Source organism: Nocardia sp. NPDC051929 (assembly GCF_044548645.1).
In the GTDB taxonomy this organism is placed as follows: domain Bacteria; phylum Actinomycetota; class Actinomycetes; order Mycobacteriales; family Mycobacteriaceae; genus Nocardia; species Nocardia sichangensis.
The window spans coordinates 96,523-109,057 of the sequence record NZ_JBIUCG010000010.1 but is presented as its reverse complement, the minus strand read 5'-3'; the positions used below and the strand labels follow the sequence as shown (position 1 = coordinate 109,057).

Annotated in this window: 15 protein-coding genes; 5 read left to right on the top strand and 10 right to left on the bottom strand. The window is 69.1% G+C overall.

Going from position 1 to position 12,535, the window contains the following annotated elements; genetic code table 11:
- Window positions 1-29: 29 nt before the first annotated feature.
- Window positions 30-527: a hypothetical protein gene (locus ACIHAX_RS14920; RefSeq protein ID WP_397277884.1), complete on the top strand. Its 498-nt coding sequence runs from the start codon at window positions 30-32 to the stop codon at window positions 525-527.
- 62 nt (window positions 528-589) lie between these two features.
- Here ACIHAX_RS14920 and ACIHAX_RS14915 read toward each other — a convergent pair whose 3' ends face one another.
- The 4 genes from ACIHAX_RS14915 to ACIHAX_RS14900 are packed head-to-tail and all read right to left on the bottom strand — an operon-like array spanning window position 590 to window position 4,311.
- A complete protein-coding gene (locus ACIHAX_RS14915; RefSeq protein ID WP_355074427.1) occupies window positions 590-1,189 on the bottom strand; it encodes an ATP/GTP-binding protein in 600 nt (199 codons plus the stop codon).
- The gene (locus ACIHAX_RS14910) at window positions 1,170-1,544 is read right to left on the bottom strand and encodes a DUF742 domain-containing protein (RefSeq protein WP_355073960.1); all 375 of its coding nucleotides are present in this window, start codon (window positions 1,542-1,544) and stop codon (window positions 1,170-1,172) included. The genes ACIHAX_RS14915 and ACIHAX_RS14910 overlap by 20 nt, the downstream gene beginning before the upstream one ends.
- Before the next feature lie 8 nt (window positions 1,545-1,552).
- Window positions 1,553-1,966 carry a roadblock/LC7 domain-containing protein gene (locus tag ACIHAX_RS14905; protein ID WP_355073958.1) on the bottom strand — a complete coding sequence of 138 codons (414 nt, stop codon included), beginning with the start codon at window positions 1,964-1,966 and terminating at the stop codon, window positions 1,553-1,555.
- A 2-nt stretch (window positions 1,967-1,968) separates the two neighbouring features.
- Window positions 1,969-4,311: a nitrate- and nitrite sensing domain-containing protein gene (locus ACIHAX_RS14900; RefSeq protein ID WP_397277882.1), complete on the bottom strand. Its 2,343-nt coding sequence runs from the start codon at window positions 4,309-4,311 to the stop codon at window positions 1,969-1,971.
- 276 nt (window positions 4,312-4,587) lie between these two features.
- Here ACIHAX_RS14900 and ACIHAX_RS14895 point away from each other — a divergent pair, with 276 nt between their 5' ends.
- Window positions 4,588-6,141, top strand: a complete 1,554-nt coding sequence (locus ACIHAX_RS14895) for a succinic semialdehyde dehydrogenase (protein ID WP_364426356.1) — start codon at window positions 4,588-4,590, stop codon at window positions 6,139-6,141.
- Window positions 6,142-6,209: 68 nt separating this feature from the next.
- On the opposite strand, the gene ACIHAX_RS14890 is transcribed toward ACIHAX_RS14895, so the two are convergent.
- Window positions 6,210-6,689, bottom strand: a complete 480-nt coding sequence (locus ACIHAX_RS14890; protein WP_397277880.1) for a DUF779 domain-containing protein — start codon at window positions 6,687-6,689, stop codon at window positions 6,210-6,212.
- A 71-nt stretch (window positions 6,690-6,760) separates the two neighbouring features.
- The gene (locus ACIHAX_RS14885; protein ID WP_355073954.1) at window positions 6,761-7,975 is read right to left on the bottom strand and encodes a transcriptional regulator; all 1,215 of its coding nucleotides are present in this window, start codon (window positions 7,973-7,975) and stop codon (window positions 6,761-6,763) included.
- Window positions 7,976-8,088: 113 nt separating this feature from the next.
- Between ACIHAX_RS14885 and ACIHAX_RS14880 the strand changes: the two genes are divergently transcribed.
- Window positions 8,089-8,511, top strand: a complete 423-nt coding sequence (locus ACIHAX_RS14880) for an MmcQ/YjbR family DNA-binding protein (protein WP_355073953.1) — start codon at window positions 8,089-8,091, stop codon at window positions 8,509-8,511.
- A gap of 4 nt (window positions 8,512-8,515) precedes the next feature.
- Here ACIHAX_RS14880 and ACIHAX_RS14875 read toward each other — a convergent pair whose 3' ends face one another.
- The 4 genes from ACIHAX_RS14875 to ACIHAX_RS14860 all read right to left on the bottom strand — a co-directional run bounded on the left by ACIHAX_RS14875 (window position 8,516) and on the right by ACIHAX_RS14860 (window position 11,111).
- Complete coding sequence (locus tag ACIHAX_RS14875; RefSeq protein WP_355073951.1) at window positions 8,516-8,839, bottom strand: hypothetical protein; 324 nt, start codon at window positions 8,837-8,839, stop codon at window positions 8,516-8,518.
- 89 nt (window positions 8,840-8,928) lie between these two features.
- Window positions 8,929-10,068, bottom strand: coding sequence for an alkaline phosphatase family protein (locus tag ACIHAX_RS14870; protein WP_397277877.1), 1,140 nt, complete (start codon window positions 10,066-10,068; stop codon window positions 8,929-8,931).
- Between the two features lie 43 nt (window positions 10,069-10,111).
- Window positions 10,112-10,423, bottom strand: a complete 312-nt coding sequence (locus ACIHAX_RS14865; RefSeq protein WP_355073947.1) for a nuclear transport factor 2 family protein — start codon at window positions 10,421-10,423, stop codon at window positions 10,112-10,114.
- Window positions 10,424-10,484: 61 nt separating this feature from the next.
- On the bottom strand, window positions 10,485-11,111 hold the full coding sequence (locus ACIHAX_RS14860; protein WP_355073945.1) for a TetR/AcrR family transcriptional regulator: 627 nt from the start codon (window positions 11,109-11,111) through the stop codon (window positions 10,485-10,487).
- Window positions 11,112-11,221: 110 nt separating this feature from the next.
- Between ACIHAX_RS14860 and ACIHAX_RS14855 the strand changes: the two genes are divergently transcribed.
- Together ACIHAX_RS14855 and ACIHAX_RS14850 are read left to right on the top strand one after the other, a co-directional pair.
- Window positions 11,222-12,298 carry an SDR family oxidoreductase gene (locus ACIHAX_RS14855; RefSeq protein ID WP_397277875.1) on the top strand — a complete coding sequence of 359 codons (1,077 nt, stop codon included), beginning with the start codon at window positions 11,222-11,224 and terminating at the stop codon, window positions 12,296-12,298.
- 10 nt (window positions 12,299-12,308) lie between these two features.
- The gene (locus ACIHAX_RS14850) at window positions 12,309-12,509 is read left to right on the top strand and encodes a hypothetical protein (protein WP_364426318.1); all 201 of its coding nucleotides are present in this window, start codon (window positions 12,309-12,311) and stop codon (window positions 12,507-12,509) included.
- The last annotated feature ends 26 nt before the right edge of the window (window positions 12,510-12,535 follow it).

The window sequence follows — 12,535 nt, the reverse complement described above, 5'->3', positions numbered from 1 at the left end:
GCGGGCCGAACAGCGCTACCGTCGGCGATATGTCCTGGTTTCGGCCGCTTCTGCGCTACGCAGCCTACGCACTCCGGGCGCTGCCCCTGGCGGCGCGGCGAATTCCCACCCGATTGCGCGTGCCGCGGCGAATGCTCGGCGAATCCGTTCTGCCGCATAAATTCTCGGCTCTCCGGTCGGTGTCGCACTCGGTGCTCAGCGGTGGGGTGGGCCTGGTGACGTGGTTCCTGGCGTTCCTCGCGGCCCTGGGCGCGTTCCGCGGAGTCTGCTATCCGCTCGTCGCGAGTGATGATCTCGAAGATTCTTGGGGTGGCCCGACATTGGCGGGGGGGTGGGCGGTGCACGCGGCGCTCGGTGTCGGGTTGCTGCCGGTGTGGTTGCTGGCCCTGGCCGGGCTCGGCGCGTTCCAATTGCGGCTGACCCGCGGTTTGCTCGGCCGGAACGGGCCACGGTGGCCCGCTCCGGCGGCGGTCGTGCTCGTCGCCGGTGGCGCGCTGCTGTTCGTCGCCTGGCTGCGGCAGGTGTGAGCCCGGAACTCTCGGGGTTTCAGTCGCCGAGGGAGTGCACCGCGTGTGAACACGCGGCGCGATCAGGTGGTGGCGTGTGCGCGCTGTGCCCGCTGGATCAGATGCTCGACGAGGGTGAGCAGGACGTCTTTGCAAGAGCTGCGGTCGCGGGCGTCGCAGAGCATGACGGGGGTCACCGTGTCGAGGTCGAGGGCGTCACGCACTTCGTCGATGGTGTATCGCGGTGCGCCGTCGAAGCAGTTGACGCCCACCATGAACGGCAGACCACGCCGCTCGAAGAAGTCCACGGCGGCGAAGGAGTTGCCCAGTCTGCGGGTGTCGGCCAGCACGACCGCGCCGAGCGCGCCGCGCGCTAGTTCGTCCCACAGGAACCAGAACCGATCCTGGCCGGGCGTGCCGAACAGGTAGAGCACCAGCTCACGGTCGATGGTGAGCCTGCCGAAGTCCAAGGCGACCGTGGTCGTGGACTTCTGCTCGACGCCCGACAGATCGTCGATGCCGGTGCTCACCTCGGTGATCAGTTCTTCGGTGCGCAGTGGCGCGACTTCGCTGATCGCGGAGACCATCGTGGTCTTGCCGACGCCGAACCCGCCGGCGACGAGGATCTTGACCGAGGCGGCCAGTTGCGGTGTGCCGCTCGGGTCAAAGTTTTCGGATTCCATCCAGTACCGCTCGCAATATGTTGAGGTCATCGGGTCCGGCCTCCGTCGGAACGGGAGCGCGGAAGATCAGTTGCCCGTCGCCGATCAGGTCACCGACGAGGATCTTCGTCACCGCCAGCGGCAAACGCAACTGTGCGGAGAGTTCGGCGACGGTCTGCGAGACCCGGGACAGGCGAAGGATTTCGGCGTACTCGGGTTCACTGCGTCGCAGTGCGGACGCGGAGGTGTCCGCGACCACGGTGGTGAGCATATCCAGTTCGGGTCCGGCGCCGCTGGTGCGCCCGCGCGTGAGCGCGTAGGGACGCACCAGCGGACCGGCCGCCTCGTCGAACCAGGGCTCACGCGGATTGGTCATGGCGGTCGCTATTCGACATGTCCGACGAGGTCTTGGCGCGGAGTTGTGGACAGGTAGTTGCCTACGCGCTGGACGGTCAGATTCATCTCGTAGGCCACCATGCCGAGATTGGCCGATTCGGCGGCCTGCAGTGCCAGGCAGGCGTTGTCGCCCGCGGAGGTCACGAACAGCACCGCGCGGTCCAGTTCGATGACCGCCTGGCGGACCCCGCCGCCGTCGAATCGGTTGCCCGCGCTGCGCGCCAGCCCGTAGAGCGCCGAGGACATCGCGCCGAAGTGTTCGGCGTCCTCGCGGTTCATTCCGCTGGAGCGGCCCAGCAGCAGCCCGTCGGTGGACAGCACCACCGCGTGGCGGACGCCGGCCAGCCGGTCGACGAGATCGTCGAGCAGCCAATTGAGATCACCTGCGGGAGAAGCGGACACACCTAGCCTTCCTGTTCGTCGGAGATGGCAGCGCGACGGCCCTGCCTGGTCCCGTTCTCGATGGCGGACATCAGATCGCGGGCTTGCTCGGCGGAGCGGGGCGGCTGCGCGGGTGCGGCCTGCTCCTGGACCGGCTGCGCCAATTGCGGTGCGAGGTTGGTCTGGCGGCTCCGGCGGGGCAACGCCGGACGGCCGTCCGGACCCGCTTGCGTCGGCGCCTCGGTATACGGGCGCGGTCCGTAGCGCGGGGGTGCGGCCGGTTCGGCGGACAGGGTCGCCACCGGCGATGCCGACTGCGCGAACGTCCCGGTATCCGCCGCGACCGCGGCACCGGCGACGAGTTTGCGTCGGCTGCCGGGATCGGTGAGTTCCGCCGGTGTCTGCGGTGCGACGGAATCCGTCGCGATCAGCGCGGTCGGAATGAGCACGATGGCCTTGATACCGCCGTAGTCGGAGTCCGACAGCCGCACCGCGATGCCGTGGCGCGTAGCCAGCTGCGCGACCACGAACAGCCCGAGCCGGGAGTCCGCCGACAGCGCCGCCACGCCGAAATCCGGCGGGTTGCGCAGCATCTCGTTCATCTTGGTCAGTTCGGCTTCGGACATGCCCATGCCCTGATCGCCGATCTCGACCACTACGCCCTTGCCGACCACGTTGCCGGTCACCTCGACCCGCGACTGCGGCGGGGAGAAGGAGGTCGCGTTGTCCACCAGCTCCGCGAGCAGGTGGATGAGGTCGGCGACCACCGTGCCGAGTACGCGGACCTCGGGCAGCCGCGCCACCCGGACCCGCGCGTAGTCGAGGGTCTCACCGACGGCGCTGCGCACCAAGTCGACCAGCGGCACGGGGTTGCGCCACTGCCTGCCCGGCTTGCCGCCGCCGAGGATGGTGAGGTTCTCGGCGTTGCGCCGCTCTCTGGTCGCGAGATGATCGAGGCGGAACAAGGTGTCGAGCAGGATCGGGTCCTCCTGCCGCTGCTCGGCTTCGTCGAGGATCTCCAGTTGCCGGTGCACGACGATCTGGCTGCGGTGCGCGATGTTCAGGAACACCGCTTTGACGCCCTCTCTGGTACGAGATTCGGCGACCGCCGCGGAGACGGCCGCGGAATGCGCGTGCTGGAAAGCCTTGGCCACCTGGCCGATCTCGTCGCTGCCGTAGTCCAGATTCGGGGATTCGACCGCGGGATCGACGGTCTCTCCGTCGCGCAGCCTGCGCATCATCTCCGGCAGCCGCTCATCGGCCAGGGCCAGCGTTTGACCGCGCAGCCGCTTCAACCGGCGGATGACCCGATTGGCGATCACCACGGCGATGAGAAACGCCAGCACGCTGATCACCAGCACGCCGCCGCCCGCGAACGCGGATCTGGTCGCCGCCGCGGCCGCCTTGTCCTCCGCGAGTTTCTGCGATGCCCGGTTGTGCCCGGTCCAGGCATCCATCAGGCCGCGGTTGACCTCGGCGGCGGCGCTGCGCCATTCCTGCGTGTTCAGTGGCAGCGGCGGCGGACTCGATGAACGCGGACCGCTGCCGGATGTGCTCGAGCCGGTCGGCGCGGCAGGAGTCACGGCGCGCTGGGCGATGGCGTTCTCCATCGCGGAGAGCTGCTGCCAGGCCGGGCTCGCGGTCAGCGTCTGCAGTTGGTGCTGTTCGGCGCCCTGCAGTTCGGCGCTGAGCGCGGCGATCTCGGTGTGGTAGAAGCCGACCTGACGGACGTACTCCTCGGCGGGAATGGCCGGTGGCGCGGTGGCGCCGTCGACGTACAGGCCGCCGAGCGCGTTGCTGCGCGCCATCGCCTCGGTAGCGTTGAACAGGCGCATGCCGGTGGCGATCCGCACGCCGATTTCGGTGTACGGGGCGGTCTGCTCGGCGACTTTGGTGCCGACGGAGATCACGTCGAGCAGGCGGTTGAAGAACATGTACGCGTCCGAGGGCGGCAGCGCCACGGCGTCGACGCCGGAACGCACGGCGGTCATGTTCTGCGTGAGGGTGGTGAAGTTGGCGACGTTGTCGCCGAGCTTGGAGTCGTCGATGTCGCGGAGGCCCTCGGAGGCCTGGACCAAGCCGCGCAGCGCACCGTCCAGTCGCATCCGCGCGGCGCCGAGTGGTACCGCCGCCGTGGGGTCGCCGCTCAGCTGTGCGAGCGTCAAGTAGCGTTCCTGCTGGACCGCCTCCATCAATTCCCTGGTCGAGGGAATGGCTTTCTGATTCTCAGCGGCCCAGTCCTTGGCTTTGGTTCCTTCCGCGACCAGATAGCTCGCAGCGCCCACGCCGACGACAAGCAGAGTCAGGCTCGGAATGAGCGCGATCGCCAGAATCCGGGTGCGGACCCCGAGCCTCGCTCTGAACATCGGCACAACGTAATCCACGAACCCGGCGATCCGGGCGTCCTGTCCCGGTGAGCGGGACTGGAGTTGACGTGACACACGTCCTCATGATTCGGCGGCGCTCTACCGAAAATTATTGCCGGAGCACATAACTGGGAGGTGATGGCGTCCGGCGCGGCTCACCTGAGCGGTCGACCGTGGCCCGATACGCCCCGAAATCCTCCCGTGGCCGGTTCAGGGCGCCTCGAACGCGGCGTAGATTGTCCGTATCCCTCGGTTACTTACAAGTAGGAGGCAACGATGCCCGCGCCGGAAGCCGATGTATTCGACCGCCTCAGCGCGCTGGCCGCGATCGAGGCGCCCGCAGATCGTCAGCGCAGGACGATCGCCGAGACCTTCACCGGAAAGCCGCTCGGCAGCGTGCCGGTCGGCACGGCAGCTGATGTCGCCGCCGCCTTCGAGAAGGCCAGGGCCGCGCAGCGGAGCTGGGCGGCCAAGCCGGTGGCCGAACGCGCCGCCGTGCTGGATCGTTACCGCGCGCTGGTGGTGGAGCACCGTGAATTCCTGATGGACGTCGTGCAGGCCGAGACCGGCAAAGCGCGCTGGGCGGCCCAGGAAGAGATCATGGGCCTGATGTTCGCGGCCCGCTATTTCGCCAGGATCGCACCGAGCCTGCTGGGCGGCCACCGAGTACCGGGCGCCTTTCCGGTGCTCAACCGCGCCTCCGTGCGGTACCAGCCCAAAGGCGTGGTCGGCGTCATCGCTCCGTGGAACTACCCGCTGCTGCTGTCGATCGGCGATTCCATACCGGCGCTCATCGCGGGTAACGCCGTGGTGGTCAAACCCGACAGCCAGACTCCGTTCTCCACGCTGGCCGGTGCGGAATTGCTCTACCGGGCCGGTCTGCCCCGGGAGCTGCTCGCGGTCGTCCCCGGGCCGGGCGGCGTTGTCGGCACCGCGATCGTCGAGGCCTGCGACTACCTGATGTTCACCGGGTCGTCGGCGACCGGCCGCACCCTGGCTGAACAGTGCGGCCGCAGGCTGATCGGCTTCTCCGCCGAACTCGGCGGGAAGAATCCGATGATCGTGGCCGCCGGCGCCGACCTGGACAAGGCCGCGCGGGCGGCCGTGCGCGCCTGCTTCTCCAACGCCGGGCAGTTGTGCATCTCGATCGAGCGGCTCTATGTCGAGCGGCAGGTCGCCGCGGCGTTCACCGAAAAATTCGTCGCCGCCACGAACGCCGCCAGACTCGGTGCCGCCTACGATTATTCGACCGACATCGGCAGCCTCATCTCCGAAGCGCAACTGGAGACGGTGTCCAAGCACGTCGCGGACGCCACCTCCAAGGGAGCGAAGGTCCTCACCGGCGGAAAGGCCCGCCCGGATCTGGGTCCGCTGTTCTTCGAGCCGACCGTCCTCGCCGAAGTGACCGACGAGATGGAATGCGGCCGCGACGAAACCTTCGGACCGCTGGTGTCGATCTATCCGGTCGACGATGTCGAGGAGGCCGTGCGCCTGGCCAATGACACCGCCTACGGTCTCAACGCCTCGGTGTGGGCGGGAAGCAAGTCCGAAGGCGAGCGGATCGCGGCGCGGCTGCACGCGGGCACGGTCTGTGTGGACGAGGGCTACGCGCCGGCATGGGGCACCACCGGGGCGCCGATGGGCGGTATGGGTATCTCCGGTGTGGGGCGCCGCCACGGGCCGGACGGCCTGCTCAAATTCACCGAGCCGCAGTCGATCGTGGTCACCCGTTTCATGAACCTCGACGCGCCGAAACTGTTCCCCAAGGGCAAGTGGCAGCCGTTCCTGATGACGGTGGCCCGGAGTCTGCGTTTCCTGCCCGGGCGCTGAGACACGACGTCCGTCCGGGTGGTCGTGCCCACCCGGACGGACGACCCGCCGGTTCGGTCGTGCAGGGGTCACGCCAACCGGTCGGCTCCGGTGCGCGGCGGCCCGCCCGCCGCCTGCGCCGCTGCTTCTTCGTCGGTGAGCAGCCGTGATCTGATGACGAAACGCATGTCCTCGAGTGCGTCCGAGGGGCCGCCGCCGGGCTCGTCGGCCACGTCCACGGTGAGGTGGGCGTGCTTCAAGTGCTCGTATTGCTCCCCGCTGATCCACAATTCGGTGTGCCAGGGAAGGCTGCCCAGCAGAACGTCCTCACCGCCGATCCGGGACTCCCGGATGGGCAGGCAGCGCGGCGATCCGCTGTCGTGGTGTCCGCCGGATTGGTGCAGCAGCACGGCCCCGTGCTGGTCGATCACGTGGCGCAGCGCGGCCCTGGCGCGGTCGGTGATGTCCACCCGATGCGTTCGGTGCGCCGCCGTACCGCGTGGGCGACGGAGCCGGGCATCGGGTAGTCGGCGATGCCGGAGTCCGGCCCCCGGTCTGGTGTAGCTCATGATTCCTCGCAGATATCTCGGACCGACCCACTATGGTCCGCCGAGGTTGGTGCGAGGTTGGTGGGAAAATCTCAGTCGCGCAACGCGGTATGCAGCCGAGCCGCGACCAGGGCGCGGCGCACGTCGTCAGGCGGCAGCAACCGCAGCGCGTGCTCGTGCACCGCGATGTCACGGGGCACGCGTTCGCCGAATGCCACCGCGTGCTCGGCGCGGTCCCCGGCGAGCACGGCGGTGCGCACACCCACGTCGAGATGATCACGCCACTGCAGCACGGCGGGCGCTTCCGATCCGGGCAGCAGCGGCCCCCGGTACAGCCAGACCGCCGAGGTGGTGTCGCCCGCGGTGACGGCGGCGAGCAGGTCGACGGCGTCGCAGGACACCGGACCGGTGAGGGCATAACGGCGATTGCTGATCTCGCCGCCGATCGCGCGGCGCAGGTGCGAGACGTCGGCTTTCAGCGTGCTGATGGAAACCGCGCGGTCGCCGTAGAGGGCGGCGTGCAATTGCTCCGGGGAGAAGCCGTCCGGCTGGAGCGCCAGCAGCGCGAGGATCTCCAATTGCCGAGGCGGCAGGGGCAGCGGCACGCCGTCGCGCACCAGTCGCGCGGCGCCGAGGCATTCCAGCCGGATTCCCGGCTCGGGCACGGGCGCGGCCGTGCGCAACATCGTCTCCACCGCCGTCACCAGCGCGCGCACCGAGGTCCGCACCGCGGGATGGGAACGGTCCCAGGTACTGGACAGATCCAGTGCGCCGACCTGCCTGCCGTCGGGGCCGTGGATCGGTGCGGAATAGCAGACCCAGCCGTGCAGGGCGGCGACCAAGTGCTCGGCGGAGAACACGGAGGCAGGGCGATCGGTGTGCAGCGCGAGGGCGAGGCCGTTGGTGCCCATATGGCTTTCGTCCCAGCAGCCGCCGGGTGCGAGATTGACCTGCTCGGCCTGCCTGCGCAGGGTGCGGTCACCGCAGGACCACAGGACGGTGCCCGCGCTGTCGGTGACCACGGCCAGATAACCGGAGTCCTCGGTGACGGCGCGCAGTTCACCCGCCAGCGCCGTCACCGGATCGCGCAACGGGGAAGCGGCCCAGCGGTCGCCGATGTCGTCCACTCCCGGCGCGCCGGTGGTGCCCGGATCGACGGTGTGCAACGACCGCCGCCAGGATTGCGCTACTTCGTTGCGCAGGACGGTGTTCCGTGGCTCCGGTGTCGCCCGCGGAGCCGTCGCCCAACGCTCCCATTCTCTTTCCAGTTCGACCCGCTGTTGCGTGAGGGTGCGGAACCGCGCCACGTGGAAGACCCATCGTCGTGTGAGCTCGTAATCGCACTCTCATTCTGGCGGACGCCGGTGACGGTGGCGAACTGTTCGAGCCCTACCGGCCGGTCACGCCATAAGCTGCTGGCATGGCGACCGGTACTCCACGTGCACGGCTCGCCGACGTGCACGCAGTGGCCTCGGGCATGCCCCACGTGACGCGCGTCGACGGACCACGCGGCAACCCGATCTACCAGGTCGGGGGCAAATCGTTCGTGTTCTTCCGCAACCCGCGTCCGGACGCGGTCGACCCGGCGACCGGCGAGCGCTATGCCGATGTGATCGTGATCTGGGTGCCGTCGGAGTCGGACAAACAGGCGCTGGTCCAGGACCCGGACTCGCCGTTCTTCACCACGCCGCATTTCGACGGACATCCGTCGGTCCTGGTGCGCGCGGCCGAACTCGGCGAACTGAGCCGTCGGGAACTCACCGAGGTCATCCAGGACGCCTGGCTGGCCCGGGCCTCGCGTAAGCGCGCGGCGGACTGGCTTGCCGCCCATCCGCCGCGCTGAGCGGTCACTTCCGGATGAAAATGCCTGCGACGTCGGCGTTCTTGATCGGGGTGTCGGCATTGGCCTGGGCGCCGCACAGCAAGTCGACCGAGACCATCGTCGCGTCCACCACGGTCCCCGCCGGCTCGCGGTCGTCCTTGCTCTGTTGCTTGACGAACTTGGTGATCGTCGTGCGCTTGGTGTCCTGGTCCTGCTTGATGTACTCGCTGCACGGGGTGTCGCCGCCGCGGTTGAGCGCGCGTTCGATGTCGGTGCAGCCCGCGAGCGCCATGGCGACCATCGCGATCCCGAGGCCGGTTCGGCCGGTCCGTGACAGCGTGGCGTTCATGGGACTCCTCCTGAGGTTCGGCGGCGCTGCCCGCCGCGATCGGACTCCAGACTAGAGCGCTCCCGGGCGTATGTTCACCACGACAGGGGCTAGGCGCGAAAGACGCACAGCGGGATGTCGATCTCCGCGGGGGTGAGCGAACCGTGGTGACCGACCAGCCGGGACTGCAGCGGTTCCGCGCCGGTCCGGATGACGCCGCGCCGCCCGTGGGCGACCACGACCAGATCGCCGATGCGCTGGGCGATCGCGGGGTCCACGGTGGGCCCGAACCAGCCTCGGCTCACGGCTTCCGCTTTGCCGAGCACCTCGAAGTCCGCGCCGAGAGTAGCCTGCCAGGCTGCCGCGACATCGGGTTCGGCGCCCGGCTCGGTGTAGACGTGCCGGGCGCGGGCTTCACCGCCGAGTGCCCGGACACCCTCTTGCAACACGGGAGTGGTGTCGAAATCGATACGGTCGTCCAGCAGCACCATGCCGTGATCGGCGGTCACCAGCAGCGCCGCTCCGGCGGGCAACTCCTCGGCGAGCGCGGCGGCGAGCCGGTCGGCATGCGCGAGTTCCAACTCCCAGGATCGCGAGGCGGGTCCGCGCACGTGTCCGGTGAGGTCGAGATCGCCGTGGTAGGTGTAGACCAGCGAGCGTGGACCGGCGCGCAGCGCCTCGCTCACATTGGCGACGAGATCGCCGAACGACAGCTGGGGACGGAACTCGCAGCCGCGCAGAACCGCCTCGGTCAGTCCCGATCCCGCCTGATCGCGCGGTGACACCTGGGCGACGGCGATGCCGTCGGCGGCGGCGCGCTGGAAAACCGTTGTGCGCGGCTGGAATTCCGTCGGAACGAGTTCCTTCCGCAGATCGGACTTCGGTACGCCGTGCAGCCGCCAGGACAGCGGAGTGAACAGCGAGTCGTAGCCGGGGACGTGGAACAGATAGCCGACGATGCCGTGCTCGCCGGGAGGAACACCCACCCCGAGCGAGGCCAGGCTGGTGGCCGTCGTCGTCGGGAAACCGGCCGTGAGCGAGGTCGGCGCGAGACCGGACAGGAAGGGCGCCGCAGCGGGATTCGCGACCAGATCGTGGTAGCCGAGCCCGTCCACCAGCAGGACGCAGACCTGGTCGGCGTCGAGCTCCAGCCCGAGGCGGTCCGCCTCGCCGGGCACGCCGAGACCGGCGAGGACGGAGGGGAACAGGTCGGCCAGGGAACCCGTACCGTAACGCGGCGCGACGAACACGAAGGTCAGGATGTCAACGCGGACGGCAGGCTGGCAAGGGCATTCACGCCTGCCCGGTCTCGAAACGGCTCACCTTGCCTTCGCGCAGGACGAATCGCCAGGTGGTTCGCATCGAGCCCCAGCGTGTATTGGTGTAGTCGGCGACCAGTTCGGTGCCGTCGTCGCCGACCGACTCGACTTGCATGCGGGCATTGCTGTCGAAGATCTCCGCTTCGGTCCACTGGGCGAGGTTGCGCTCCACACCGTCGTCGGACATGGTGGCGTCGTCGGTGAGCACCGCGTAGAACCGGTCTTGATCATTGGCGTTGAGCGCGTCGACGAACTCCTGCACCGTCGGATCCAGCTGCGCGGTCATCCGTGTCGTCCTCTCGGATCGGTGTGGGGAGCATCGGAGGAGCAAACGTCTGGCGTTCACTCTAGGGCAGCGGCGGCGCGCCGGGTTCGATCAATGTCGCGAAGGTCCGCATCACGTCGTCCACCAACGCCGAGCCGGTGGTGCCGAACTGTCCCGCGCGCTTCTCCAGCTGTCCGTCCAGCCACAGCGAGGCCAGGCCGTGGCCGAGTCCCCAGAACATGACGGCCAGTGTGTCGGCTTTGTCGGCGGGCAGCGCGCCCGCGCGAACGCACTCCGTGATCGCGTCGGCCAGCACTCCGAAAGCCGCGTCGCCGGCGGCCATGGTGTCGGGATGCTTGTCGGGCTGGGAGAGTTCGGGCCGGAACATCAGGCGGAAGTAGGCCGGTTGCTCACGGGAGAACCGCACATAGGTGTTCGCCAGCGCGGTCAGGGCGGCCATGGGCGTTTCCGCCTCGGCGCGGGCGGCCGCCAGTTGCGCTCCGAGCATCTGGAAACCCTGGGTGGACAGTGTTGCCAGCAGCGCGGCTCGGTCGGGGAAGTGGTGGTACGGCGCCGCGGTGCTCACGCCTGCCTCGCGAGCCACCCGGCGCAGGCTGACCGCGGCGAGCCCTTCGGTTTCGATCAAACGCAGGCAGGCGGCCAGCAGCGCGTCGCGCAGGGCGCCGTGGTGGTAACTGGTCCGCGTCACCGTCCGAGCGTATGCGACGTGTCCTGGACAACCTAACTATGCGGTGCTTAGATTATCTGAGCGGCGCTCAGATGAGTGCGGCGCAACCACTTCACGAGACGGATGAAGAAATGAGCACACGGGTATCGGTCACCGGCGCAACGGGTTTCGTCGCCGGTCACGTCATCGCCGAATTGCTGGAGCATGGCTACGCCGTGCGCGCGACGGTTCGCGACCTCGCCGACACCGGCAAACGGGCACACCTGGTCGAACTGGCCCGGCGAACCGGGGGCGAACTGGAGTTCGCGCAAGCCGACCTGAACGGCGACGACGGCTGGGCAGCCGCCGTCGCGGGTAGCGCCGCGGTGCTGCACGTCGCCTCGCCGTTCCCCACCACCCCGCCCGACGACGAGCGAGAACTCATCGACACGGCGGTCGAAGGAACGCTGCGCGTGCTGCGCGCCTGCGCCGCCGCGGGCACCGTCCGCCGGGTGGTGCTCACCTCCTCGATCGCGGCGATCGTCGCCGGGCACGCCGAGGACGTTCTGCGCACCGAGGCCGACTGGACGGTGGTCGAGCGCAGCCCGGCCTATCAGAAGAGCAAGACGCTGGCCGAGCGGGCGGCCTGGGATTTCGTCGCACGGCTTCCGGCGGGCGAGCGATTCGAACTGGTCGTCGTCAACCCGGGAATGGTGCTGGGGCCGGTGCTGTCCACCACGACGAGCACCTCGCACGAGCCCATACGGAGACTGCTCGCCGGGGACGTGCCCGGCACGCCCCGCGTCGGCTGGGCGCCGGTCGACGTGCGCGATCTCGCCGTGGCGCATCGGCTCGCGCTGGAAACACCGGAGGCCGCAGGCAACCGCTATATCTGCGCGAGCGAGCACCTGTGGATGGGGGAAATGGCGCGCATCCTCACCGAGGAATTCGGGCCGCGCGGATTCCGGGTGCCGACCAGACAGTTGCCGAATTGGCTGGTGCGCGGCGTAGCGATCTTCGACAAGGGCGTCCGGCTGACCCTGCCGGCCCTGGGGCGCACCGAGTCGCTCAGCGCCGAGAAGGCCCGGCGCGAACTCGGCTGGACCATGCGCCCGGTACGGGAAACCGTGCTGGACACCGCCGAAAGCTTGCTGCAGCACGGGATCGTCGAACCACCGCGAGGCAAGTCCACCTCCCGGGCGGTCGCGCCGCGCGCCGTACGCGTCTGAGGGGGCGGGCATGCTGATCGCGACGTTGATCATCACCACGGTCGCCATGACGCGGCGCTGGTTCGCCCGTCGATCCCCGCGCGCGAACGCCGCAGCGCGCAACGCTCCCGGCCCGGTCCGTCGGGCGCTGCGCAGGCCGGTACCGGTGGTCGCCGCTGTCGTCGCGCTGCTCGGCATCGTGGTGGCCGCGGGTGCGCTCGCCCAGTGCTGAATCGGCCCCGAAGTACGGCGGTCCGG